Source organism: Cellulomonas sp. PhB143 (genome assembly GCF_003752595.1).
In the GTDB taxonomy this organism is placed as follows: Bacteria; Actinomycetota; Actinomycetes; order Actinomycetales; family Cellulomonadaceae; genus Paraoerskovia.
In genome coordinates, this window is the sequence record NZ_RKIJ01000009.1 from 1 (window position 1) to 25,234 (window position 25,234).

At 73.7% G+C, this 25,234-nt stretch carries 19 protein-coding genes and 1 pseudogene; 11 read left to right on the forward strand and 9 right to left on the reverse strand.

Annotated elements, in window-relative coordinates; all coding sequences use genetic code 11:
* Window positions 1-373: 373 nt before the first annotated feature.
* The gene (locus EDF32_RS01525) at window positions 374-1,150 is read right to left on the reverse strand and encodes a LamB/YcsF family protein (protein ID WP_123306787.1); all 777 of its coding nucleotides are present in this window, start codon (window positions 1,148-1,150) and stop codon (window positions 374-376) included.
* A 43-nt stretch (window positions 1,151-1,193) separates the two neighbouring features.
* Here EDF32_RS01525 and EDF32_RS01530 point away from each other — a divergent pair, with 43 nt between their 5' ends.
* Window positions 1,194-1,733 carry a GNAT family N-acetyltransferase gene (locus tag EDF32_RS01530; protein ID WP_123306788.1) on the forward strand — a complete coding sequence of 180 codons (540 nt, stop codon included), beginning with the start codon at window positions 1,194-1,196 and terminating at the stop codon, window positions 1,731-1,733.
* Here the strand turns inward: EDF32_RS01530 and EDF32_RS01535 are convergent.
* From EDF32_RS01535 to EDF32_RS01555, 5 genes are all read right to left on the reverse strand, one after another.
* Window positions 1,711-2,745 carry a sugar phosphate isomerase/epimerase gene (locus EDF32_RS01535; RefSeq protein WP_123306789.1) on the reverse strand — a complete coding sequence of 345 codons (1,035 nt, stop codon included), beginning with the start codon at window positions 2,743-2,745 and terminating at the stop codon, window positions 1,711-1,713. The two genes, EDF32_RS01530 and EDF32_RS01535, sit on opposite strands and share 23 nt — an antisense overlap.
* A 1-nt stretch (window position 2,746) precedes the next feature.
* Window positions 2,747-3,952, reverse strand: a complete 1,206-nt coding sequence (locus EDF32_RS01540) for a Gfo/Idh/MocA family protein (protein ID WP_123306790.1) — start codon at window positions 3,950-3,952, stop codon at window positions 2,747-2,749.
* A 6-nt stretch (window positions 3,953-3,958) separates the two neighbouring features.
* On the reverse strand, window positions 3,959-5,026 hold the full coding sequence (locus EDF32_RS01545; RefSeq protein ID WP_123306791.1) for a substrate-binding domain-containing protein: 1,068 nt from the start codon (window positions 5,024-5,026) through the stop codon (window positions 3,959-3,961).
* Window positions 5,027-5,102: 76 nt separating this feature from the next.
* On the reverse strand, window positions 5,103-6,176 hold the full coding sequence (locus tag EDF32_RS01550) for an ABC transporter permease (protein WP_123306792.1): 1,074 nt from the start codon (window positions 6,174-6,176) through the stop codon (window positions 5,103-5,105).
* Window positions 6,173-7,693, reverse strand: coding sequence for a sugar ABC transporter ATP-binding protein (locus EDF32_RS01555; RefSeq protein WP_123306793.1), 1,521 nt, complete (start codon window positions 7,691-7,693; stop codon window positions 6,173-6,175). Before EDF32_RS01555 ends, EDF32_RS01550 begins: the two co-directional genes overlap by 4 nt.
* Before the next feature lie 134 nt (window positions 7,694-7,827).
* Here EDF32_RS01555 and EDF32_RS01560 point away from each other — a divergent pair, with 134 nt between their 5' ends.
* Window positions 7,828-9,030: an ROK family protein gene (locus EDF32_RS01560; RefSeq protein ID WP_123306794.1), complete on the forward strand. Its 1,203-nt coding sequence runs from the start codon at window positions 7,828-7,830 to the stop codon at window positions 9,028-9,030.
* A gap of 25 nt (window positions 9,031-9,055) precedes the next feature.
* Here EDF32_RS01560 and ligA read toward each other — a convergent pair whose 3' ends face one another.
* The gene (ligA, locus tag EDF32_RS01565; protein WP_123306795.1) at window positions 9,056-11,401 is read right to left on the reverse strand and encodes an NAD-dependent DNA ligase LigA; all 2,346 of its coding nucleotides are present in this window, start codon (window positions 11,399-11,401) and stop codon (window positions 9,056-9,058) included.
* A gap of 89 nt (window positions 11,402-11,490) precedes the next feature.
* Between ligA and EDF32_RS01570 the strand changes: the two genes are divergently transcribed.
* Window positions 11,491-13,650 (forward strand): prolyl oligopeptidase family protein, encoded by a 2,160-nt coding sequence (locus EDF32_RS01570; protein ID WP_123306796.1) that lies wholly within the window; start codon window positions 11,491-11,493, stop codon window positions 13,648-13,650.
* On the opposite strand, the gene EDF32_RS01575 is transcribed toward EDF32_RS01570, so the two are convergent.
* Window positions 13,623-15,773 (reverse strand): family 43 glycosylhydrolase, encoded by a 2,151-nt coding sequence (locus tag EDF32_RS01575; protein ID WP_123306797.1) that lies wholly within the window; start codon window positions 15,771-15,773, stop codon window positions 13,623-13,625. The genes EDF32_RS01570 and EDF32_RS01575 overlap by 28 nt on opposite strands.
* A 92-nt stretch (window positions 15,774-15,865) precedes the next feature.
* On the reverse strand, window positions 15,866-17,074 hold the full coding sequence (locus EDF32_RS01580; RefSeq protein ID WP_123306798.1) for a CdaR family transcriptional regulator: 1,209 nt from the start codon (window positions 17,072-17,074) through the stop codon (window positions 15,866-15,868).
* Window positions 17,075-17,240: 166 nt separating this feature from the next.
* On the opposite strand from EDF32_RS01580, the gene EDF32_RS01585 reads away from it, so the two are divergent.
* The 8 genes and pseudogenes from EDF32_RS01585 to EDF32_RS01620 all read left to right on the forward strand — a co-directional run bounded on the left by EDF32_RS01585 (window position 17,241) and on the right by EDF32_RS01620 (window position 25,233).
* The gene (locus EDF32_RS01585; RefSeq protein WP_158614039.1) at window positions 17,241-18,710 is read left to right on the forward strand and encodes an MFS transporter; all 1,470 of its coding nucleotides are present in this window, start codon (window positions 17,241-17,243) and stop codon (window positions 18,708-18,710) included.
* On the forward strand, window positions 18,707-20,203 hold the full coding sequence (locus EDF32_RS01590) for an NAD(P)/FAD-dependent oxidoreductase (protein WP_123306800.1): 1,497 nt from the start codon (window positions 18,707-18,709) through the stop codon (window positions 20,201-20,203). Before EDF32_RS01585 ends, EDF32_RS01590 begins: the two co-directional genes overlap by 4 nt.
* Window positions 20,200-20,448, forward strand: a pseudogene (locus EDF32_RS15045) (alcohol dehydrogenase catalytic domain-containing protein); the annotation flags it as partial. The gene EDF32_RS01590 and the pseudogene EDF32_RS15045, both read left to right, overlap by 4 nt.
* A gap of 934 nt (window positions 20,449-21,382) precedes the next feature.
* Window positions 21,383-22,513 (forward strand): alcohol dehydrogenase catalytic domain-containing protein, encoded by a 1,131-nt coding sequence (locus EDF32_RS01600; protein WP_123306801.1) that lies wholly within the window; start codon window positions 21,383-21,385, stop codon window positions 22,511-22,513.
* A complete protein-coding gene (gene fabG, locus EDF32_RS01605) occupies window positions 22,510-23,298 on the forward strand; it encodes a 3-oxoacyl-ACP reductase FabG (protein WP_123307201.1) in 789 nt (262 codons plus the stop codon). The genes EDF32_RS01600 and fabG overlap by 4 nt, the downstream gene beginning before the upstream one ends.
* Window positions 23,295-23,765, forward strand: coding sequence for a MaoC family dehydratase (locus EDF32_RS01610; protein ID WP_123306802.1), 471 nt, complete (start codon window positions 23,295-23,297; stop codon window positions 23,763-23,765). Before fabG ends, EDF32_RS01610 begins: the two co-directional genes overlap by 4 nt.
* On the forward strand, window positions 23,762-24,178 hold the full coding sequence (locus EDF32_RS01615; protein WP_123306803.1) for a thioesterase family protein: 417 nt from the start codon (window positions 23,762-23,764) through the stop codon (window positions 24,176-24,178). Before EDF32_RS01610 ends, EDF32_RS01615 begins: the two co-directional genes overlap by 4 nt.
* Entirely contained in the window at window positions 24,175-25,233 is a 1,059-nt protein-coding gene (locus EDF32_RS01620; RefSeq protein ID WP_123306804.1) for a phosphotransferase family protein, read from the forward strand. The genes EDF32_RS01615 and EDF32_RS01620 overlap by 4 nt, the downstream gene beginning before the upstream one ends.
* Window position 25,234 lies beyond the last annotated feature (1 nt).

Below are 25,234 nucleotides of genomic sequence, written 5' to 3' on the forward strand. Positions count from 1 at the left end.
CTGTTGAGTTCTCAAACAACCGACGCGCACCGTCCCGACCACCCCACACCGTGGAGCACCCGAACCCGGGGCAACTTCTCCAACTTACCAGACCCAGTCACCCGCGTCCAGCCCCCACACCCTCCACCACCAGCCGGGCACACCGAAGCGCACCACACCCGAAGGCCTCGTTCACAGGGATCACACCCGCGGCAGACAGCCACCGGCCAGCCCCCGAAAGAGCGACTCCCCCAGGCCGCGAAGCCCAAGATCCGTGTCCGTCCCGCCCTGCCGGGCTGACAAGAAGAACATTACACGGCCCCCAGCCCCCCTCCAAACCATCCCACCGTGACCCCCGGCACACGGTCGTGAGCCCGGCCCGTCGCGACCCCGGTCAGCGGCAGAACGGCACGGCTCCGACCCCCTCGGCGACGAGGCGGTCCCGGACCGCCCGCAGCAGGCCGACCGCCCCCGGGGTGTCCGAGTGCACGCAGACCGACTCGGCGTCCACCGTCAGGGCCGGCCCGTCGACCGACCGCACCCGGCCGTCGAGCACCATGCCCAGCACCCGGTCGGCCACCTCGCGGGGGTCGTGCACCAGGGCGCCCGGCGCGCCGCGCGGCACCAGCGTGCCGTCGGCGCGGTAGCCACGGTCGGCGAACGCCTCTCGCACCGTGCGCAGGCCCCGCCGCTCCGCCTCGCGCAGGACGACCGAACCGGGCAGCCCCACGACAGGAAGTGTCGCGTCGTACTCCTGCACCGCGTCGAGCACCGCCGCAGCCTGGGCCTCGTGGTGCACGATCGCGGTGTAGAGCGCACCGTGGGGCTTGACGTAGCGCACCCGGTCGCCGGCCAGGCGCGCGAAGCCGTCGAGGGCGGAGATCTGGTAGACGACGTCGTCGGCCAGGTCCGCCGGACGGACGTCGACGAACCGCCGTCCGAACCCCGCGAGGTCGCGGTAGGCCACGTGCGCCCCGACGCGCACACCGCGCTCGACGGCGCCGCGCGTCACCGCGCGCATCGTGGCCGGGTCCCCCGCATGGAAGCCGCAGGCGACGTTGGCGCTCGTGACGAGGTCGAGCAGCGCGGCGTCGTCCGCGATCGTCCACGCGCCGAAGCCCTCCCCCAGGTCGGCGTTGAGGTCGATGGTGCGCTGCGTCGTCGGGCCCATGGCGCCATGATGCGCCCTCCGGCGCGATGGCTACAGTGCGAGCGTGAACCATCGCACCCGTCCCGCCACCGCGGACGACGTCCCCGACCTCGTGCGCGTCGCCGCGCTGACGTTCCCGCTCGCCTGCCCGCCCGGGGCCGACCCGGCCGCGGTCGCCGAGCACGTGCGCACGCAGCTCGGCGCCGACCGCTTCGCGGCGTGGGCGAGCAGCCCGGACCACGCCCTCCTGGTGGTCGAGGACGCCGACCGCAGGACCGTGGGGTATGCGCTGCTCGCCCGCGGGCCGGTCGACGACCCCGAGGTCGCGGCGCTCGTCGGACTGGGGACCCGGGTGGAGCTGTCGAAGATCTACGTCGACCCGGCCGCCCAGGGCACGGGCGCCGCCGGCGCGCTGATGCGCGAGGCGCTCGGCGTCGCTCGCGAGAGGCTCGGCGCGCGGGACGTCTGGCTGGGCACCAACGGCGAGAACGCCCGCGCCCAGGCCTTCTACCGCAAGCACGGGTTCGCGACCGTCGGCAGCCGCCGCTACGTCGTCGGCGGCGAGACCCACGACGACGTCGTCATGGTGCTGGCGGAGCGCTGACCGCTCCTGCTCCGTCCGTCGAGGAGAACGCGGAGTCGAAGGCCGCCTCCGGGGCGTCCAGCGCGTTCGCTCGGACGAAGGCCAGCCCCTCCGGCGCCCCGAGCAGGCGATCCATCCCCGCGTCCTCCCACTCCACGGACAGAGGCCCGTCGTAGCCGATGGCGTTGAGCATCCGGAAGGCGTCGTCCCAGGGCACGTCCCCGCGGCCCGTCGAGATGAAGTCCCAGCCGCGGCGGGGGTCCGCCCATGCCAGGTGCGAGGACAGTCGACCGTTGCGGCCGTTGAGCCGCTTCTTGGTGTCCTTGCAGTGCACGTGGAAGATGCGGTCCCGGAAGTCCCACAGGAACCCCACGGGATCGAGGTCCTGCCAGACCATGTGGCTGGGGTCCCAGTTGAGGCCGAAGGACTCGCGGTGGCCGATGGCCTCCAGGGTGCGCTCGGCCGTCCAGTAGTCGTAGGCGATCTCGCTGGGGTGGACCTCGAGCGCGAAGCGGACGCCGACCTCGTCGAAGACGTCCAGGATCGGGTTCCACCGGTCGCCGAAGTCCTGGTAGCCCGCCTCGACCATGTCGGCGGGGACGGGCGGGAACATGGCGACCGTCTTCCAGATCGACGAGCCCGTGAACCCCACGACGGTCCGCACGCCCAGCCTGGCGGCCATGCGCGCGGTGTCCTTGATCGCCTCGGCCGCCCGGCGTCGTACCCCCTCCGGCTCGCCGTCGCCCCACACCTGCGGCGGGAGGATCTCCTGGTGGCGCCGGTCGATGGGGTCGTCGCACACGGCCTGGCCGGTCAGGTGGTTCGAGATCGCCACGATCTCCAGCCCGTGCCGCGCCATCAGGTCGAGCCGGCCGCGGACGTACTCGTCGTCGTCCCAGCGCGTGACGTCGAGGTGGTCGCCCCAGCAGCAGAGCTCGAGGCCGTCATACCCCCATCCGGCCGCGAGCCCCGCCACCTCCTCGAGCGGCAGGTCCGCCCACTGCCCGGTGAACAGGCTGATCCGTCGTGCCATCTCAGTTCCTTCCTCGTCGAGAGCCGGTCGGTCCGTCGACCTCGAGCCAGCATCCCTTCTCGGCGCTGCGCTCGACGGCGTCCAGCACGCGCTGGACGGCGAGGCCGTCGGCGAACGAGGGCGCGGGTACGTTCCCGGCAGCGATCGCGCCCACGAGATCGACGACCTGGTGCGTGAACGCGTGCTCGTACCCGAGCCCGTGCCCCGGCGGCCACCACGCGGCGACGTACGCGTGCTCGGGCTCCGTGACGACGATCCGCCGGAACCCCGCCGTCGCGGCCGGCTCGTCGGCGTCGAAGAAGTGCAGGACGTTCATGTCCTCGAAGTCGAACGCCAGCGCTCCGCGCGACCCGTTGATCTCGATGCGGATCGCGTTCTTGCGGCCCTGCGCGTACCTCGTCGCCTCGTAGACGCCGACGCCACCACCGGACATGCGTGCCAGGAAGCACGCGGCGTCGTCCACCGTGACCGGCCCGGTCTCGTCCCCGCCGGTCCCGGAGAGGCCCGCGAGCCCTGTCGCGACGGGACGCACCGGCACGAACGTCTCGAGCAGACCCGAGACGCTCGTGATCGCCTCGCCCGTGACGAACTGCGTGAGGTCGACGATGTGGGCACCGATGTCGCCGAGCGCGCCCGAGCCCGCCCGCTGCTTGTCCATGCGCCAGGTCAGCGGCGCCTCGGGATCGGACAACCAGTCCTGCAGGTACTGCGCCCGCACGTGGCGGACCGCACCGATCCGGCCGTCCGCCACGAGCCTGCGGGCGAGCTGGACCGCCGGCACGCGACGGTAGGTGAACCCGACCATCGCGACGACCCCACGCTCGGCCGCGGCGTCCGCGGCCGCAACCATCGCCTCCGCCTCGGCGACGGAGTTGGCCAGCGGCTTCTCGCAGAGGACGTGCTTGCCGGCCTCGAGCGCCGCGATCGCGATCTCGGCGTGCGTGTCACCGGGGGTGCAGACGTCGACCAGATCGACGTCCGCGCGCCCGAGGAGCGCATGCCAGTCCGTCTCGACCGAGTCCCAGCCGAGACGTGCCGCCGCGGCCGCGACCTTGTCGCGGTCCCGGCCCGCGAGCGCAGTCATCGAGACCGCCAGCGGCAGGTCGAAGAATCGCGGGGCCGTGCGCCATGCCTGGGAGTGCGCGGCACCCATGAACGAGTAGCCGACCATCCCCACGCCGAGGCGGCGGCGACCTGCGTCTGTCATGTCGGCTCAGGACTCGAACGCGGTGGGCAGGAACTCGTCGACGTTGTCCGCCGTCACGACGGGCGCGAAGAGCTGGACCTGGCGGGGCACGCCCACCGTCGAGATGTCGGTCAGGCTCTTGCCGTGGGCGATCAGGCGCGCCAGCTCGACGCCGTCGGCGGCCTGGGTGGACGGGTAGACGACGGTCGCCTGGAGGACCGTGTCCCCGGACTTGATGTCCTCCATCACGTTCTTGGACCCGGCCCCGCCGACCATGAAGAACTCGTCGCGGCCGGCGTTCTCGATGGCGGCCATGACGCCCACCCCCTGGTCGTCGTCGTGGTTCCAGATGGCGTCGATCTTCGGCGCGGCCTGCAGCAGGTTCGAGGTCGCCGACTCCCCGCCCTGGACCGTGAAGTCCGCGGCGACCCGGTGGTCGACGTCGAGCCCGCAGTCGTCCAGCGCGTCCTTGAAGCCCTTGCTGCGGTCCTGGGTCAGCGGGAGGGAGTCGATCCCGGCGATCTCCGCCACGACGGCGTCGGGGTCGTCGGCGAGCTGGGAGCAGATGTAGGTGCCCGCGCTGACCCCCATGCCGTAGTTGTCGCCGAGCACGGTGGTGCGCGCGGCGAACGGGCTGGAGAACTCGCGGTCGACGTTGACGACGGGGATGCCCGCCTCCATCGCCTTCGTCGCGACCGCGGTGAGCGAGGCCCCGTCGAAGGGCAGCAGGACGATGGCATCGACGCCGTCGTTGATGAACTGCTCGACCTGGCTGATCTGGACGTTGACGTCGTTCGTGGCCTCCGCCTGCCGGAGCTCGACGTCATCGAACGAGTCCGCCATCGCCACGGCGTTCTTGGTGATCGCGCCCATCCAGCCGTGGTCGGCAGCCGGTGCCGAGAAGCCGATGACGACGGTGTCGCCCGTCTCGTCGTTCGACGTGGCGGCGTCGACCTCGGTGGCGGTGCCGCCGCCGTCCCCGTCGTCGGAGGTGTCCTCGGTGTTCGAGGTGCAGCCGCTCACGAGCAGCGCCGCTGCGGCGCCGGCGACCGTGAGGCTCGCGAGCCGGCGGCGTGTGGTCGTCCGTGCAGACATGAGATCTCCCTTGATGTCGTACTGCTGGTGAGGTCGGGCCGGGTGGTGCCGTGCCGCGTGGTGCCGCGCCGCGGGGTCACGTGCTCGCGCTGCTGCGGTTCGCGAACCGCTGCTGCAGCAGGACGGCGACGACGATGATCACGCCCTTCGTGACGGACTGCGCCGAGATGGACATGTTGTTCTGCGTGAAGACGTTCGTCAGGGTGGTGAGGATGAGGACCCCGAGGACGGTGCCCGCGATCGTGCCCCGGCCGCCGGCGAGGAGCGTCCCGCCGACGACGACGGCCGCGATCGCGTCCAGCTCGTAGAGCTGACCGTGGGTGGACGTCCCGGCGGTCGTGCGAGCGAGCATCAGGACCGCCGCGATGCCGGCGGTGAGCCCGGACAGCGCGTAGAGGTACATGACGTGGCGCTGCACCTTGATGCCCGCGAGCCGCGCCGCCTCCGGGTTGCCGCCGACGGCCACGGTGCGGCGCCCGAACGTCGTCCGGTTCAGGAGCACCCATCCGGCGACGGCGACCAGCGCGAACATCCACACCAGCACCGGCACGCCGAGGAAGTCGGCACGGAAGAAGTCGAGGAAACCGTCGACCTCGACGATCTGGTTCTGGCGGCCCGAGATGATCTCGGCGAGCCCGCGGGCGCCGATGAGCATGGCGAGGGTCGCGATGAACGCGACGACCTTGCCGTAGGCGATGAGGACACCGTTGACGAGGCCCGCCGCCGTGCCGACGGCGAGCGCCGTGAAGACCATGACCGTCCAGTGCGTGTCCTGCGCCATCGTCTGGGTGGCGACCGTGCTCGCCCAGACCGTCGCCAGACCCAGGACCGACCCGACCGACAGGTCGATGCCGCCTCCGGTGATGACGAACGTCATGCCGACAGCCAGCACGCCGAGCACGGCCGCGAGCCGCAGGATCGTCAGGAAGTTGTCGACGCTGAGGAACCGCTCGCCGGCTGTCGCGTACCCGACGACGCAGAGCAGCAGCAGCGCGAGCACGAGCCCGGCATTGCGCCCCACCCCGCCGCCGAGGAGCTCTCGGCCGCGGCCGGGTGACGTGCCCTCGCGCGTCGAGGGTGGACGCCCCCCGAGCGCTGCTGCGTCGTTCTGCTCCGACACGGAGCTCCCGGCGTCCTGCTGACCGCTCATGCGACACGTCCTTCCATCACGAGGTCGAGCACGCCGTGCTCGTCGATCGACGTGGCCGGCCCGTCGTGGACGACCCGCCCCTCGGAGACCACCAGCACGCGGTCCGCGAGGCCGAGCACCTCCTCGATCTCGCTGGAGACGACGACGACCGCGGCCCCGGCGTCGGCCAGCGCCCGTACCAGGGCGTAGATCTCCGCGCGGGCACCGACGTCGACGCCACGCGTGGGCTCGTCCAGGAGGAGCACCCGGCACCCGTGCACGAGCCAGCGGGCGAGGAGCGCCTTCTGCTGGTTGCCGCCGGAGAGCGTGCGCACGGCCCTGTCGACGTCGGCGGGGCGCACGTCGAGGGCGGTCACCTGCTCTCGCGCGACGGCGCGCTCTGCGCGCTCGTCCACGAAGCCGGACCGCGCGAAGCGGGTGAAGCTCGGGAGAGTGATGTTGCGGTAGACGGCCTCGTCGAGCACCAGTCCCTGGGACTTGCGCTCCTCGGGGCACAGCCCGATCCCCGCGTCGACGGCGCGATGCACGGATCCCGGCCGCACCGGTGCCCCGGCCACGCTCACGGTGCCCGACGACGCCCGGCGAGCCCCGTAGACCGTCTCGAGGATCTCGGACCGTCCGGCGCCGACGAGCCCCGCGAGCCCGAGCACCTCGCCCGCGCGCACCGTCAGCGACACCTTCTCGAACACGCCGCGGAGGGTGAGGTCCTCCACCTCGAGCAGGGGGGCGGCATCCTCGGGCACGCCCGGGCGCTCCGGGAACGTCCCCTCGACCGTGCGCCCCGTCATCAGCCGGATCAGGTCCGGGGTCGTGGTCGCGGCCACCTCGAGCCCGGACGCGACGCTCGCACCGTCCTTGAGGACCGTGATGCGGTCGCCGATCTCGCGGATCTCCTCGAGGCGGTGGGAGATGTAGACGATCGCGATGCCCTGTGCGGACAGGTCCCGCACGACGCGGAACAGGTTGGCGACCTCTCCGGCGTCGAGGACGGCCGACGGCTCGTCCATGACGATCACCCGCGCGTCGTGGGAGAGCGCGCGAGCCATGGAGACGATCTGCTTGCCCGCGGCCGGCAGGGTCCCGACCTCGCGGTTGGGGGAGATCTCGCGGTGCCCGAGCCGGTCGAGGAGCGCCCGTGCGTGCCGGGCGAGCCGGTGCCGGGCCGTGAAGCCGCCCGCGGACAGCTCGTGCCCGAGGTAGACGTTCTCGGCGACCGAGAGCCCGTCGACCACGTCGAGCTCCTGGTACATCGTGGCGATGCCGTGGCGCAGCGCCGACACGGGGTCGGTGATCGTGACCGGCTCGCCGTCGATGAGGACCGCGCCCTCGGTCGGCTGGTGGGCGCCAGACAGGACCTTGATGAGCGTGGACTTGCCGGCGCCGTTCTGCCCGAGGAGGCAGTGCACCTCTCCCTGGCGGACCTCGAGGTCCACGCCGTCGAGGGCGCGTGCGCCCGGGAAGATCTTGACGATGCCGCGCATCTGCAGCAGCGGTGCTGGGGGGTCTGCGATGACCATGCGACGAACGTAGACGCACTTCTGTCAGTCGTCAAGCAAAAGATGGGGTACTTTTGCTTCGTTACTCGGCCGTGACAGAGTCTGGTAATCAGAAGTCTGGAGTCCGTACGACAGATTGGTGTTTCACTGTGCCTATGGAAGGGCTGAAGAAGTTCCCGCCGCGCCCGACGGGCGCCGGCGAGATGTTCCAGCTGTTCCGCGACGGTGAGCCGCGGACCCGTGCCGCGCTCGTCGCGACCACCGGCCAGTCCCGCTCGACCGTCGCCGCGCGCATCGACGCGCTCTGCGCGGTGGGTCTGCTCGCTCCCTCCGGCGAGGCCACCAGCACCGGCGGACGCCCGCCCTCGACGTTCGCGTTCGTCCCGGACGCCAGGATCGTCCTCGGCGTCGACCTCGGCGCCACGCACGCACGCCTCGCCGTCACGGACCTCGCGGGCGCCGTCCTCGCTGAGCTGGAGGCACCGCTCGCGATCGCGGACGGGCCCGACGCCGTGCTCGGCTGGACCGCAGAGGCCGGGGAGAAGCTCGTCGTCGGTGCCGGGCGGTCCCTCGAGGACCTCGCCGGCGTCGGGATCGGGCTCCCCGGACCCGTCGACCACGCGACGGGCCACCCGGTGAACCCGCCGCTCATGCCCGGGTGGGACGCCGTCGACGTCCCGGCCGCGCTGAGCCGGCGCTTCCGGACACCCACCGCGCTCGTCGACAACGACGTCAACATCATGGCCCTGGGCGAGCACCGCACCGCGCTGCCCGACGAGCGCGACCTGCTGTTCGTCAAGGTCGCGACCGGCATCGGGGCGGGCCTCGTCATGGACGGGAGGCTCCGCCGCGGCGCGCAGGGGGCCGCGGGCGACCTCGGGCACGTCGCCGTGCCAGGGGCCCGCGACGTGCCGTGCCGCTGCGGGAACGTCGGCTGCCTGGAGGCCATCGCCGGGGGCCAGGCGATCGCGACGGCGCTGCGGGCCGGCGGCGCGGACGTCACCACGGCGTCCGACGTCGTCGCCCTCGTGCGCGGGGGCGACGTCGCCGCGAGCCAGGCCGTGCGCCAGGCCGGGCGCGACATCGGCGCCGTCCTGGCCGCGTGCGTCAGCCTGCTCAACCCCTCGCGGATCGTGATCGGCGGCGTGCTCGCCGAGGCGGGCGAGCACCTCGTCGCGGGCATCCGGGAGATCGTCTACCAGCGGTCGCTGCCGCTGGCGACGCAGCACCTGCGGATCACCGCGTCGCTGACCGGCGCGCACGCCGGGGTGCTCGGTGCCGGCGCGATGGTCACCGAGCAGTTCCTCGCGTCGGCGTCCGTCGACGAGCTCGTCGCGCAGAGCTCGGAGCAGCGCTGACCCCCGCTCCCGCCCGGGGTACGGCTCAGGCGTCGGCGGCCGGGACCTCCACCGCGTCGGGACCTCCCTCGAGCAGCGCCGTGAAGCCGGCCTCGTCGAGGATCGGCCGGCCCAGCTCGCGCGCCCTGGACTCCTTGGACCCGGCGTTCTCGCCGACGACGACGAAGTCCGTCTTCTTCGAGACCGAGCCCGCCGCCTTGCCACCCCGCGCGAGGATCGCCTCCTTCGCGCCGTCGCGCGAGTAGCCCTCCAGCGACCCGGTGACGACGACGGTCAGCCCCTCGAGCGTGCGGGGCACCGACGCGTCGCGCTCGTCCTGCGTACGCACCCCCGCGGCCGCCCAGGCGTCGACGATCCCGCGGCGCCAGCCGCCCTCCTCCGGGTCGCCGAACCACTCCTTGACCGCGCGCGCGATCGTCGGGCCGACGCCGTCGACCGCCGCGAGCTCGGACGCCTCGTCGTCCTTCGACGCGGCCGCCTCGATCGCGTCGATGGAGCCGAAGTGCTGCGCGAGGGCGCGGGCCGCCGTCGGGCCCACGTGCCGGATGGACAGCGCCACCAGCACGCGCCACAGCGGCTGGGCCTTGGCCTTGTCCATCTCGGCGAACAGCGTGTCCGTCGTCGCCGACGGGCGCGCCCCGCCCTTGTCGCTGGTGGTCCAGAAGTACGGCCGGTCCGTCCAGAGCCCGGTCCCCTCGGTCTTGCGGCCGTCCGGGGCGTCGTCGACCCTGCGACGCAGCTCGCGCCACGTGCGCACGTCGCGCAGCGCGTCGGGCGTGAGGTCGAACAGGCCGGCCTCGTTGGCGAGCACCGGGGTCTGGCGCTCCGGCAGCCGCTCGGGCGCCGGCTCCTCGATCCTGCCGCCGGGCCGGTACACCGTCGCGTCCGCCGGCCGGTTGGCCTCCGGGTCCGTCAGCGCCCCGGCCGCCTCCCAGCCGAGCGCCTCGATGTCGAACGCGCCCCGGCCCGCCACGTGGAACAGCCGCTCGCGGATCTGCGCCGGGCAGGACTCCTGGTTGGGGCACCGGATGTCGACGTCGCCCTCCTTCGCGGGGGCGAGGCGCGTGCCGCAGGAGGGGCACTCCGTCGGCATGACGAAGGCCCGCAGCTCGTCGTCCCGCCCCTCGCGCAGCGCGACGACCGGGCCGACGATCTCGGGGATCACGTCCCCCGCCTTGCGCAGCACCACGGTGTCGCCGATCAGCACGCCCTTGCGCTCGACCTCGCTGGCGTTGTGCAGCGTCGCCATCTCCACGGTGGACCCGGCGACGACCACCGGTTCCATCACGCCGTAGGGCGTGACGCGCCCGGTGCGCCCGACGTTGACCCGGATGTCGAGGAGCGTCGTGTTGACCTCCTCGGGCGGGTACTTGTAGGCGATCGCCCAGCGCGGGGCCCGGCTCGTCGCGCCGAGGCGGCGCTGCAGCGCGAGCTCGTCGACCTTGACGACGATGCCGTCGAGCTCGTGCTCGATGTCGTGCCGGTGCTCGCCGTAGTGGTCGATCATCTCCTGCACGGCCCGCATGCCGTCGACCACACGGTTGTGCGGGGACACCGGCACGCCCCAGCCGGCGAGGAGCCCGTACGCGTCGGACTGCCGCTCGAGCCTCGTCGGGCGGCCACGCTGCCACTCGAGGGCACCGACGCCGTGCGCGTACATCCGCAGCGGCCGCCCGGCGGTGACCCGCGGGTCCTTCTGCCGCAGGGAGCCCGCGGCGGCGTTGCGCGGGTTCGCGAACGGCGCCTTGCCGGCGGCGACCTGCGCGGCGTTCAGCCCCTCGAACTCGGCGACGAGCATGAAGACCTCGCCGCGGACCTCGATGCGGTGCGGGTGGGTGGCGGGGTCCCCGCCGAGCGTGTGCGGGACGCCCTCGACCGTCCGCACGTTGAGGGTCACGTCCTCGCCCGTGCGCCCGTCCCCGCGCGTCGCGGCGCGCACGAGGCGGCCGTCGTCGTAGAGCAGGGCGATCGCCAGGCCGTCGATCTTGACCTCGCACAGGTAGTCGATCGTCCGGCCCTCGGGCAGCTCCAGCTCGCGGTGCACGCGCTCGGCCCACGCCGCGAGGTCCTCGGCGTTGAACGCGTTGTCGAGCGAGAGCATCCGCTCGACGTGCTCCACCGGGGTGAACGCGGTGGAGAACGTCCCCCCCACACGCTGGGTCGGCGACCCCGGGGTGCGCAGCTCGGGGTGCTCCTCCTCGAGGCGCTCGAGCTCGCGCATGCGGGCGTCGTAGTCCGCGTCCGACGACGTCGGCTCGTCCTTGAGGTAGTAGGCGAACTGGTCCGCCTCGAGCTGCTCGGCCAGCTCCGTCCACCGCCGCCGGGCGGCGGCGTCCTCCGGTGCGACCTGGGTCTTCGGTGTCTCGCTCACGGGGACATCATGGCGCGGACCACCGACGCCCGCCGCCCTCGCGGCGCGAGCACGGTCGTCGGCCACGGGCTGACCGTAGGGTGACCGCCATGGACTCCGCGGACGACCCCTACCTGTGGCTCGAGGACGTCGAGGGTGAGCGCGCGCTCGCCTGGGTGCGTGCCCGCAACCACGACGCCGAGACGGACCTCGCCTCGACGACGTCGTTCGCCACCACCCGGCAGGCGGTGCGCGACGTCCTCGACTCCGACGAGAAGATCCCCGCCGTCTCGCTCGTCGGGGGGCTGTACTACAACGTCTGGCGCGACGCCGAGCACCCGCGCGGCCTGTGGCGCCGCACCACCCCCGAGTCCTACCGCGCGGAGCGCACCGTGTGGGAGACCGTGCTCGACCTCGACGCGCTCAGCGAGGCCGAGGGCGAGAGCTGGGTGTGGCACGGCGCGAGCGTCCTGCGCCCGGACTGCCGACGCGCCCTCGTCGACCTCTCCCCCGGCGGTTCGGACGCGGACGTGACCCGCGAGTACGACCTCCTCGACCTGCGGTTCGTGCCCCCCGAGGAGGGCGGTTTCGCCCGGCCCGCGGCGAAGGGCGGCCTCGGCTGGATCGACGAGGACACCGTGTACGCGTGGAGCGACTTCGGCCCCGGCACCATGACCGCGTCCGGGTACCCCCGCACCGTGCGCCGCTGGCGCCGGGGCGCGCCGCTCGACGAGGCCGAGCCCGTGTTCGAGGGCACCGAGGACGACCTCTACGTCATGGCCACGCACTCGCGCACGCCAGGGTTCGAGATCGACCTCGTGCGCCGCAGCACCACCTTCTACAGCGGCGACCTCTACGTCGCGCGCGACGGCGGCCTCGTGCACGTCGACGTCCCCGTCTCGGCCGAGGCCGGGGTGCGCTGGGGCTGGCTGATGGTCCAGCTGCGCGACGACTGGACGGTGCCCGCCACCGACGCCGGGTCCGGTACGACGTACCGCGCCGGCTCGCTGCTCGCCGTCGCCCTCGAGGCGTTCCTCGCCGGCGAGCGCCGGCTGACCGTGCTCTTCGACCCCGCGCCGACGACGTCCCTGGCCGGGGCGACCTGGACGCGCCACCACCTCGTGGTCACCGTCCTCGACGACGTGCGCGACCGTCTCGCCGTGCTGGACCCGCCCCCGCTCGACAGCCGGCCGGGCACGCCGTGGGCACGCCGTGGCGTCGCGGGGCTGCCGGAGCTGGGGACGGTCGGCGTGCGGGCGCTCGACGCGGACGAGAGCGACGACGTCTGGCTCACCACGACCGGCTACCTGACGCCCACGACGCTCGCGCTCCTGACCGTCACGGAGGGGCCCGGTGCCGTCGACGCCGGCCGCGCCGAGCCGCTCAAGGCCGGTCCGACGTGGTTCGACGCCGGCGGCATGGTGGCGGTGCAGCACTTCGCGGTGTCCGACGACGGGACCCGCGTCCCGTACGTCGCCGTCGGACGCCGGGAGCTCGTCGAGCCCCCGGTCCCCGGGACGGCCGCCCGGCCGGCCACGACGCCGACCGTCCTGTACGGGTACGGCGGGTTCGAGATCTCCTTGACCCCCGCGTACTCGGGGACGACCGGCCGGGCGTGGCTGGCGCGGGGCGGCGTGCACGTGGTCGCCAACATCCGCGGCGGCGGCGAGTACGGCCCGGCCTGGCACCAGGCCGCGCTGCGCGAGCACCGCCACCGCGCGTACGAGGACTTCGCCGCGGTCGCCCGCGACCTCGTCGCCCGGGGCATCACCTCCCCCGGCCACCTCGCCGCGCAGGGTGGCAGCAACGGCGGGCTCCTCGCCGGGAACATGCTGGTCACCTACCCCGAGCTGTTCGGCGCCGTCGTGATCTCGGTCCCGCTGCTCGACATGCGCCGCTACACGAAGCTGCTCGCCGGCGCGTCGTGGGCCGCAGAGTACGGCGACCCTGACGACCCCGCGCAGTGGGAGCACCTGCGCACCTATTCGCCCTACCACCTGCTCGACCCCGCGCGGGCCTACCCGCCCGTGCTCCTGACGACCTCGACGCGCGACGACCGCGTCCACCCCGGCCACGCCCGCAAGATGGCCGCCGCGATGCTCGCGGCGGGCAAGGACGTCACGTACTTCGAGAACGTCGAGGGCGGGCACGGCGGCGCGGCCGACAACGCGCAGGCCGCGTACCTGTCGGCGCTCGCCCACGAGTTCCTCGCCGCGCGGCTCGGGCTGGGACCGGCGCGCGCTCAGGACGCGCAGGCCACCGACGAGTAGGTGGCGCGGACCGTCGCGGACGTCCCGTCCTGGGCGGTCCGGGTCACCGTGACCTCGCCGGGCACGAGGGCGCCGCGGACCTTGAAGGACTGCGCCGCGGACGCCCCGGGCCGCACGCTCGCGACCGCCTTTTCTCCGAACGGCGTCGAGAGCACGACGGCCGCCGCCTCGGTGCCGGTGTTCGTCGCCCGCACCGCCACGTACGGCGTCGTCCCGACGCACCGCGCGACGGCCTCCACCGCGAGCTGCGCGGCGGGCGGCGCCGCCGCGCTCGGGTAGACGTCGACCGCGTCGAGCTCGGTGTACCAGGTGGCCTTCGTCAGCGTGACGGTATTCCAGCCCTGGGCGAGGTCGACGTCGTGCGCGCGGGTCTGCCAATTGCCCCAGGTGGTGTGCGGGAACGTGACCGTCCCCGCGTCGCGGCCGTTCACCGTCACCGCGTCGCTGGACTCCAGCGGATAGCCGCCGCGCTCGGAGCCGTTGGCGAAGCGGAGCGCGAGGGTCGTGGCGCCGGCCTTCGCGGCGTACACCTGCACCGACACGGAGCTGTCGGCGAAGTCCATGCCGCCGACCTTCGCGCCGGCGGACGCCGACGGGTCGGCGCCGGCCGAGGCGTGGGTGATCGTGCCGTCCTCGAGCTCGTACCGGACCGCGTCCGCCGGGACCACGGGCGGGGCCGCCGGGCCGTCTCCGTCCACCGGCCCGTAGACGTCGACCGCGTCGATCTCGGCGTAGTACGTGGCGCGCGTGAGCGTGACCGTGTTCCACCCGGCCACGAGCTCGACGGGGTGCGCCACGTCCTGCCAGCTCCCCCAGGTCGTGTGGGCGAAGGTCACCGTGCCGGCGTCCCGCCCGTTCACGGTGACCGTGTCGCTCGCGCTCACGCGCTGCGCACCGGCCGTCGAGCCGTTGTCGTAGCGGATCCCGAGGGTCGCCGGGCCGGCCGCCTCCGCGTGCACCCGCACCGACACCGCGCTGTCGGGGAAGTCCATGCCGCCCACCTTCGAGCCGCCCGAGGCCTTCGGGTCGGCGACGACGCGGGCGTGGGTCACCGCGCCGGCCTCGGCCTCGTAGCGGTCGGAGGCGTCGGACACGGACGGCACGCCGTCCGCGGACCACTCGAGGTCGCTGACGTACATGGCGCGGTAGGTGAACGTCGGGTCCCAGCCGTGGAAGACGATCGCGTCCCCGCCGCCGGGCGCGGGGACCACGTCCTGCCCGCCCGGGCCGCGGACGTCGTCCTGGAAGCGGTCGCTGGTCATCAGCTCCGTCGTCGCCTTGGTGTACGGGCCCGTGACCGACGGTGCCGTGGCATACGCCGTCCGGTACGCGCCGCCGTAGAAGTCGTTCGCCGAGTAGAAGAGGTAGTACGTGCCGTCGTGCCGCACCAGCGTGGGCGCCTCGACGACCTTGCCCTCGGACGGGCGGTCGACGCGCAGCAGCTCCGTGGGCGGGCCCGTCAGGGTGGTGCCGTCCGCCGACAGCGGCTGGGCGAAGATGATCGCGGCCTTGCCCTCGCAGCAGTTCCCGTCGGCCTTCCACAGCAGGAAGAGCTGATCCCCCTCGCGGTAAGTGCTCGCGTCGATCGCACCCCCGAGGTCGGCCGTGCCGCCCTCGCCGTTGGGGCAGACCAGCGGCTGGTCGCCGACCGGCTCGAACGGCCCCGCCGGGTCGTCGGAGAGCGCGACCCCGATGCACTGCCGCGGCGACGTCGCGTCGCGGGCCGTGTAGTACAGGGCGTAGCGGCCGTCCACCACCGTGACCTCGGGCGCCCAGACGCAGCGGTCGGTGGCGCCGCCCGGCGCGAAGCTGCAGGCCCCGACCCAGTCACCGAGCGTCGGTGCCGCGTCGGGCTGGACCGTCCACGTGCGCAGGTCCGTCGACGTGCGGTGCTGGACGTTCTGCCCGCCGACGTTCGTCGCATAGGCGTGGTAGACGCCGTCGACCAGCAGGACGTCCGGGTCCGCGAAGCTCGCGTCGATCACGGGCGCGAGCGCCGGGTCGGTCGGGGCCGCTCCCGCGGGAAGGACCAGCCCGACGGCGGCGAGGACCAGCCCCGCGACGGCGGCGACGAGCGCCCTCGCCACGACGACGGACCGGGCGGGCGGGGTGCGGTGGCTCATGGTGTCTCCTCGACGGTGAGGGGGCTGCGCCCGCGGCGACCGCGGCTGGATGCATCGTCCCGCCCCTGACAGCGCACGTCAACGACGGTTGCTCACCCGGCGACGGCGCGCCTGCGGTGGAGCAGCCACCATGCCGTGACGAGGTCCTCCGTGCGGCGCACGTCCAGCCCGGTCAGCTCGCGGAACCGGTTGACCCGGTAGCGCACCGTGTTCGGGTGCACGGTCAGGCGCTCGGCGACCCGCCCGACGCGCTGGTCGTGCTCGAGGTAGAGCCTGGTCGTCTCCTCGACGTCGAGGCCGCTCCGGCCCTCCGCGTCCAGGCGTGCGAGGAGCCGCGCCTCGAGCCCGGTCGCGACCCGGTCAGCGGCGAGCACGAGCGGCCGCGGCCCGAGGTCCGCGAGGCGTACGACCCCGCTCGTCCCGAACCGCTCCGCCGTCGCCAGCGCGGTCTCGGCCTCCTCGAACCCGGCGTGCAGGTCCTCCAGGCCCTGGCGCGGTCCGACCGCGACGAGCCTGCCCTCGTCCGCCACCGGCGCGCGCGCGGCGATGCACCCGAGGCTCGAGCCGAGCTCCGCGAACAGCAGCCGGTCGGCGGGCGTGCGCAGTGCCCGCGCCACGCCCCGCCGCGCGTCCTCGGCGCCGACGCCGTCGCCCCGCGCGACGACGGCGACGTACCGCGCCGCGGAGTCGAGGCCGAACAGCGGCGCGTCGAGCGCTATCCGCTCGGCGGTGAAGGAGCCCGTGAGCACGCCACGGGCGAAGGCGGACCGGCGCTCGGCGTCGAGCCGGGCGCCCTCGACCGCGAGGTCGTGGCGGATCTGCGCGAAGATCGCCGAGGCCTCGTTCGAGAACTCCCACGTGCTGTCGTGCACCGCGAGCAGGAGCCCCGGCGGCAGGTCCACCTCGGCCGCGATGCGGTCCATCAGCTCGAGCATCTCGCGCGAGCCCAGCTGGTAGGAGACCGCGAGCGCCTCCATGGACATCCCCCGCGAGACCCGCTCGTGCGCGAAGCCGACGAGCGTCTCGCGCAGCGCGTCGTCGGGCACGCGGTACGACTCGAGCTCGCCGGCCATGATGTCGACGAACCCGTGTGCGGAGTCGCGGATCTCGTCGTCGGTGTAGAGGTCGTACTCCGGGACGTTCTGTCGGGCCGTGAGGAGGAACCGCTCGCCGAACTCGCCGCGCGCCGCCCGGAGCCTGCGTGCGGTCTCGAGCACGGCGCCGCGCAGCGGCTCGTCGAGGCTCGCGAGGTCGGGCAGCCGGGTACGCCGGGGCCAGGCCGCGGCGGAGTCGTTCTCCATGACGCGAGGATAGGCGTGTTCTTGTTCTGGAGGACAAGGACCATCGTCCCGCGTTGGTCGGACGGCCATGGTGCCGCGGCCTCGGCCCGGACACACTTGGTCCGCAGCGCGGGCGCCGTTGTCCGCGGCACCAAACGTTTCTTCAACGACGAAGGGATGCCACCCCATGGCACGCACCAGCGCGGAGCCGGACGTCCAGGTCTCGCGGCACACCCGCGCAGGCTGGATCCTCACCCTCCTGTTCGTGGGCAACCTGCTCAACTTCTACGACCGCCAGCTGCCGTCGATCGTGCTCGAGCAGATCAAGGCCGAGTACGCCCTGGACGACGCGCAGGTGGGCCTGCTCGCCTCGGCGTTCGTCGTCGTCGGCGCGATCGCGGGCATCCCGCTGGGCATGCTCGCCGACCGGTACGCCCGCAAGTGGGTCGCCGGGATCGGCCTGCTGGTGTGGAGCGCGTTCACCGCGCTCGGCGGCGTCAAGGGGCTCGGCTTCGGCGCGTTCTTCTGGACACGCGTGGGCGTCGGCGTCGGCGAAGCCAGCTACGGGCCCGCGACCGGCTCGCTCATCTCGGACCTGTACCCCTCCGACCGCCGCTCGCGCGCCAACGCGATCTTCAACATGGGGTTCCCCGTCGGCCTCCTGCTCTCGTTCCTCACGGTCGGCGGCATCGCCGAGGCCTTCGACTCCTGGCGCGCGCCGTTCCTGGTCGCCGCCGTCCCGGGTCTGGTCGTCGCGATCCTCATCCTGCTCATCAAGGAGCCCGCGCGCGGCCAGGCCGACCGCGACGAGGCCGCGCGGGCGGAGGCCGAGCGCCTCGCCGCCCCCGGCGCCGGCGCGTCGCTCCCGATCGGCTCCGCCGCCGCCACCGTCGGCCCGGACCTGACGGGCGACGCAGACGCCGTCGGGCCCGCACCCATCCCGCCATCACCGGCCGCGCACCGCCGCGCCCTGGCGACGGTGCTGCGCATCAAGTCGATGTACGGGCTGATCATCGGCTTTGCCGGGTACAACTTCGCCGCCTACGCCGTCGGCACGTTCCTGACGCCGGTGCTCCAGCGCTACTACGGGCTCGACCTCGTCCCGGCCGCGCTGACCAGCGGCGTGGTCATCGGCGTCACCGGCCTGATCGGCCTGCTGCTCGGCGGGCGCGTCCTGGACCGCGCCGCCCGGCGCTCCGCCTCGCGCCGCGTGCTCACCGCCGCGGTCTTCCTGGTCGCCGCCGCGGTCTTCTCCGTGATCGGGCTCGCCGCCGGGCAGGACTCGCTCTGGCAGCTCGTGCTGTTCCTCGGCCTCGGCTACCTGTTCGGCATCATCTACCTCGCCGCGTACGTCCCGGCGGTCACCGACGTCGTCGCGCCCCGGTCCCGCTCGACCGCGATCGGCGTCGTCTACGCCATCGCCCTGCTGCTCGGCGGCGCCGGCGGCCCCCTGGTCACCGGCGCGGTCTCCGACTCCATCAACGCGTCCCGCGCCACGGACCTCGCCTCCGACGTGGCCGCGGCGCAGGGCCTGCAGGCCGCCATGATGATCGTGGTCCCGATCGGTTTCGCCGTCGCGGCACTCGGCACGTTCCTCGTCGCCCGCTTCGCCGACGCCGACCGGGCCCGCATGCTCGCCGAGGAGGTGTCCGCATGACGGAGGGGACGGGCCCGGACGAGACCGTCCGGCACAGCAAGGTCGTGATCATCGGCGCCGGCTTCTCCGGCATCGCGCTGGGGCACGCGCTGCTCGGGTCGCGCTTCACCGACTTCACGCTCCTCGAGCGGGCCGACGACGTCGGCGGGGTCTGGAAGGCGAACACCTACCCCGGGTGCACGTGCGACGTCCCGTCGAACCTGTACTCGCTGTCCTTCGCGCCGAACCCGGACTGGACCTCGACCTACTCGACGCAGCCCGAGATCCAGCGCTACCTCGCCGGCTGCCTCGACCGCTTCGGGCTGCGCCCGCACCTGCGCACCGGGGTCGACGTCACCGCCGCGGCGTGGGACGAGGCCGCGCAGCTGTGGCGGCTGACCACCAGCGAGGGTCCGTGGACCGCCCAGGTGCTGGTCAGCGCCGTCGGGCCCCTCACTGAGCCGAAGCTGCCGGACGTGCCGGGGATCGAACGGTTCCGGGGCACGATCATGCACTCGGCGCGCTGGGACGCGAGCCACGACCTGACGGGCGAGCGGGTCGCCTCGATCGGGACGGGCGCGTCCGCGATCCAGTACGTGCCGCGCATCGTCGACCAGGTCGGCGAGCTCCTCGTCTTCCAGCGCAGCGCGCCGTGGATCATGCCGCACGACAAGCGCCCGACGACGCCCGAAGAGCGCGAGCGCTACCGCACCAACCCGCGCGCCCAGAAGATCGACCGGGCCAAGGTGTACGTGAGCAAGGAGCTGCTGGTTGCCGGCTTCGCGAAGCAGCCGAAGATCATGAAGGTGCTCTCGAGACTCTCCACGAAGCACATGGAGAGCCAGGTCGCCGACCCGACGCTGCGCGAGGCACTGACGCCCGACTTCACGCTCGGGTGCAAGCGCATCGTCCCGTCGAACGAGTGGTACCCGGCGCTGCAGAAGCCGAACGTCACGCTCGTGCCCGAGGCGCTCAGCGAGATCCGCGAGCGCTCGGTCGTCGGGTCCGACGGGGTGGAGCGCGAGGTCGACACGATCATCTTCGCGACCGGGTTCCACGTCGCGGACATCCCCTTCGCGGACCGCGTCCGGGGCCGCTCCGGCGAGCTCATGATGGAGCGCTGGAAGGGCTCGCCGCGCGCCTACCTCGGCACGTCGGTGCCCGGGTTCCCGAACTTCTTCATGTTCCTCGGCCCGAATACCGGCCTCGGGCACAGCTCGATGGTCTTCATGATCGAGTCGCAGGTGGAGCACGTGAAGAACGCGATCCGTGCCCTCGACACCTCCGGCGCGTCGGCGATCGAGGTGGACCAGCGGGTGCACGACGACTACAACGCGACGATCGACAAGAAGATGGCCACCACCGTCTGGGAGCTGGGCGGCTGCACGACCTTCTACCAGGACGCCAACGGCCGCAACGCCTCGATCTACCCGGACTGGACGTTCAGGTTCCGGCGGGACGCCAAGAGGTGGCGCCCCGAGGCCTACCGGCTCACGACAGGAGCGGACGCATGAGGGCGGTCACCGTCACGAAGGGCGAGCTCGAGCTCGTCGAGCTCCCGGACCCGGTGCCCGGCCCCGGGCAGCTGCTGCTGGACGTGCACCGCTGCGGCATCTGCGGCTCGGACCTGCACGCCCGCCGGCACGCGGACGAGCTCGCCGAGGTGCTCGAGCACTGCGGCTACGACCGCTACATGCGCTCCGAGCAGTCCGTCGTCATGGGCCACGAGATCTACGGCACCGTCGCGGACGTCGGCCCGTGGGGCACCGGATCGATCGCGGTGGGCACCCCCGTCGTCGCCGTCCCGATGGTCCGGCGCGGGCGGAAGGTCGACGGGATCGGCCTGTCGGCGGACGCGCCCGGCGGCTATGCCGAGCAGGTCGTCGTGCAGGAGTCGTTCACCCTGCCCGTGCCGAACGGGCTCGCCGCGGACACCGCCGCCGTCACCGAGCCGATGGCGGTCGCGTGGCACGCCGTCGCGCGCGGGGAGGTGAAGAAGAAGGACGTCGCGCTGGTCCTCGGCTGCGGGCCGGTCGGGCTCGCCGTGATCGCCGTCCTCAAGGCCCGGGGCGTCGGCACGATCGTCGCGACCGACTACTCCGCGGGCCGCCGCGCCCTCGCCGGGCGGTGCGGGGCCGACGTCGTCCTCGACCCCGCCGTCGACTCGCCGTGGGAGTCCCTCGCCGCGGGCGGGCACGGGTACGTCCAGGGCATGCCCGACGAGGTCAATGCCGGCTTCGACGCCATGGACGGGTTCGCGAAGCTGCCCGTGCCGTGGGCGACCGTCTGGCGCGGGCTGGACGCCGTTGGCGCGACCGCGGCGAAGCGCCCCGTCGTCTTCGAGTGCGTCGGGGTGCCGGGGATGATCGACGACGTGCTCGAGCACGCCCCGTTGCACACCCGCGTCGTCGTCGTCGGCGTCTGCATGGGCGCGGACCGGATCCGTCCGTCCCTCGCGGTGAACAAGGAGCTCGACCTGCGGTTCGTCGTCGGCTACACGCCCCTGGAGTTCCGCGACACGCTGCACGCGCTGGCGGACGGGAAGCTCGACGCATCGCCGCTGGTGACCGGGCGGGTCGGGCTGGCGGGGGTCGCAGGCGCGTTCGACACGCTCGCCGACCCGGAGGCGCACGCGAAGATCCTCATCGACCCGTCGATCCCCTCGGCCGACGTGCTGGCGGTCGGAGGCGGGCGTGCGCATCACCGGAGCGGTCCTCGAGACCTCGGACGCCGAGCCGCCCTTCGCCGCCTCGCGCCCGTTCACGGTCGCCGGGCTCGAGCTCGACGACCCGGGCGAGGGCGAGCTGCTGGTCCGCATCGAGGCGGCGGGGGTGTGCCACTCCGACCTGTCCGTCGTCGACGGCAGCAGGCGGCGGCCCCTGCCGATGCTCCTCGGGCACGAGGCGGCGGGGACCGTCGAGCGCGCCGGCCCGGGCGTCACGGACGTCCGGGCGGGCACGCGCGTGGTCCTGACCTTCCTGCCGCGCTGCGGGCGGTGCGCGGCCTGCGCGACCGACGGCCGCCTCCCGTGCACCGTCGGCAGCGCCGCGAACGCCGCCGGGACGCTGGTCGGCGGGGGCACGCGGTTGCACCGCCCGGCGGCGGGCGGCCGCACGGAACCGGTGGCGCACCACCTCGGGGTCAGCGCCTTCGCGACGCACGCCGTCGTCAGCCGCACCTCCGTGGTCCCCGTACCCGACGACGTCCCGCCCGACGTCGCCGCGCTGCTCGGCTGCGCGGTGCTCACCGGCGGGGGCGCGGTCGTCAACGCCGCCCGGCCGCGGCCCGGGGAGACCGTGGCCGTCGTCGGGCTCGGGGGCGTCGGCATGGCGGCGCTGCTCGTCGCGCTGGCGCTGGGCCACGAGGTCGTGGGCGTCGACCCGGTGCCGGCCAAGCTGGCGGCCGCGCGCGAGCTCGGCGCGGTCGCGGCGCACACCCCCGACGAGGCGCTCGCGGTCGGCGTCCGCGCGCCGGTGCTGGTCGAGGCCGCCGGCTCTGCCCGCGCGTTCGAGACGGCCTACGCGCTCACCGCGCCCGGCGGCACGACCGTCACGGTCGGGCTGCCGGCGCCGGATGCCCGTGCGACCATCGCCCCCGTGACCCTCACCGCCGAGGCGCGCACCGTCGTCGGCAGCTACCTCGGCTCGGCCGTGCCGGAGCGCGACGTGCCCCGGTACGTCGAGCTGTGGCGGGCGGGCCGCCTGCCGCTCGAACGGCTCGTCTCCGGCCACGTCGGGCTCGACCGCATCGACCTCGCCATGGACCGGCTCGCCGCCGGCGACCACCTCCGTCAGATCGTCCATCCCGAAGGGAACCCCGCATGACCGACTCCCCCGCCCCCGCCGGCAGCCCGGCCCGCACGGGTCGAACAGCGATCGTCAGCGGCGCCGCCCGCGGCATCGGCGCCGCGACCGCGCGCCGCCTCGCCGCCGACGGCCACGCCGTCGCCGTGCTCGACCTCGACGCCGCGCACTGCGCCGAGACCGTCGCCGCGATCGAGGCGGACGGCGGGCGCGCGCTCGCGGTCGGCGCCGACGTCGCGGACGCGTCCGCGGTGGACGCCGCGGTCGCGACCGTCGTCGAGCGCCTGGGCGCCCCGACGATCCTCGTGAACAACGCCGGGATCCTGCGCGACAACCTCATCTTCAAGATGACCGAGGGTGACTGGGACGCCGTCCTGGGCGTGCACCTGCGCGGCGCGTTCCTCATGACGCGTGCCGTGCAGAAGCACCAGGTCGAGGCCGGGTGGGGGCGGATCGTCAACCTCTCGAGCACCTCGGCGCTCGGCAACCGCGGGCAGGCGAACTACTCGGCGGCGAAGGCCGGCATGCAGGGGTTCACCAAGACCCTGGCGATCGAGCTGGGCCGGTTCGGCGTGACGGCCAACGCGATCGCGCCTGGGTTCATCGCGACGGACATGCTGCGCGAGACGGCCGAGCGCATGCACCTGACCTTCGAGGAGTTCCTCGAGGGCGCGGCGAAGGAGATCCCGGTCGGGCGCGTGGGGCAGCCCGAGGACGTCGCCGCCGCGGCGTCGTTCTTCTGCTCCGAGGCGGCGTCGTTCGTCTCCGGCCAGGTGCTCTACGTGGCGGGAGGCCCGAAGGCATGAGCACGAGCATCACCGCCGCCACCCCCGCGGGGCTCGCCGACGTCGTCGGGCAGCGGGCGACCGGTGACTGGTTCAGGATCGACCAGGCCCGCATCGCCGCGTTCGCCGACGCCACCGAGGACCACCAGTGGATCCACCTCGACGCCGAGCGGGCCGCGGCCGGGCCGTTCGGCGCGACGATCGCGCACGGCTACCTGACGCTGTCCCTGCTGCCCCGCCTCACGCGCGGTCTGCTCGACGTCGGCGGGACGGCGATGATCGTCAACTACGGGCTCGACGAGGTGCGCTTCCTCCAGCCCGTCGTCGCCGGGTCGCGGGTCCGGGCGACGTCCGAGCTGACGTCCGTCGACGACACCGCGCGCGGCGTGCGGGCCGGGGTGACCGTGACGGTCGAGATCGACGGCACCGAGCGGCCCGCGCTCGTGGCGCGGACCATCGCGCTGCTCGTCCCGCAGGACGCGGCATGAGCTACCGGTACCACCACCCGTTCCCGACCCGCTGGAACGACAACGACCAGTACGGGCACATGAACAACGCGGTGTTCTACGAGGCGATGGACACGGCGGTCAACGTCTGGATGGGCCGGCACGGCCTGGACCCGCAGGGCGGCACGTTCGCGTTCTGCGTGACGTCCGGGTGCACGTTCCACGCCTCGGCGTCGTTCCCCGACGAGCTGAGCGTCGGCGTCGGCGTCGAGCGCCTGGGCACCACGAGCATCACCTGGTCGCTCGGGATCCTGCGCGAGGACGGCACCGACCAGGTCGCGACGGGCACGTTCGTGCACGTCTTCGTGGACGCCGTCACCCGCCGCCCGGTGCCCGTGCCGGAGCGCATCCGCGCGGCGGTGCGGGCCGAGCTGATGGAGGACGGGCAGCGGTGAGCGACGTCCGCGGCCTCGACGAGACCGCCCTGGCCGCCTGGCTCGCGGGCGCCTGCCCGGAGCTCGCGGACGGCCCGCTGACGGCGCGCCTCCTGGCGGGCGGGCGCAGCAACCTCACCTACCGGGTCGACGGCGGCCGGGTCCCCCTGGTGCTGCGCCGCCCCCCGCTCGGGCACGTCCTGGCGACGGCGCACGACATGGGCCGCGAGCACCGGGTGCTGTCCGCGCTCGCGGGCACCGCCGTCCCGGTGCCGCCGGTGCTCGACCTCGTCGACGACACCGGCGGGACGATCACCGGGACCCCGTTCTACGTCATGCACCTCGTCGAGGGACGGGTGCTCGCGGCGCCGGGCGACGACGCGGGGCTCTCCCCGTCGGGGCGGCGCGCCCTGGGGCTCGAGCTGGCCGCCACGCTGGCGGACCTGCACGCGATCGACCCGGCCGCCGTCCGGCTCGGGGACTTCGGGCGGCCGGACGGCTACCTGGCGCGCCAGCTGACGACGTGGAAGCGCCAGCAGGACGCCTCCCGCACCCGCGACCTGCCCGGCCTCGACCGGCTGCAGGCCGGTCTCGTCGCGCGGCTGCCCGGCCCCGGTGCCGGTGCGGCGAGGCCGACGGTCGTGCACGGCGACTACCGCCTGGACAACGTGCTGGTCGCCGGCTCAGGCGACGAGCCTCGGGTCGCCGCGGTGCTCGACTGGGAGATGGCGACGCTCGGCGACCCGCTCGTCGACCTCGGCATGCTGGGCCTGTACTGGGAGATCTCCCAGCTGCCCGGCGTCACCGCCCTCGTGCCCAGCGCGGTCGACCCCGACGCCGGGTACGCGACGTTCGACGAGGTCGTGGCGGCGTACGCCGCGCGCGCCGGCACCGACGTCCCGGACCTGCGCTGGTACCGGGCCTTCGCCTCCTACAAGCTCGCCGTGATCGCGGAGGGAATCCACCACCGTTACCTGCAGGGCGAGACGCTCGGCGCCGGGTTCGACCAGGTCGGTGCCTTCGTCGCTCCCCTGTCCGACGACGGCCTCGCCCGCCTCGGCGCCCTCGCCCCCTGAC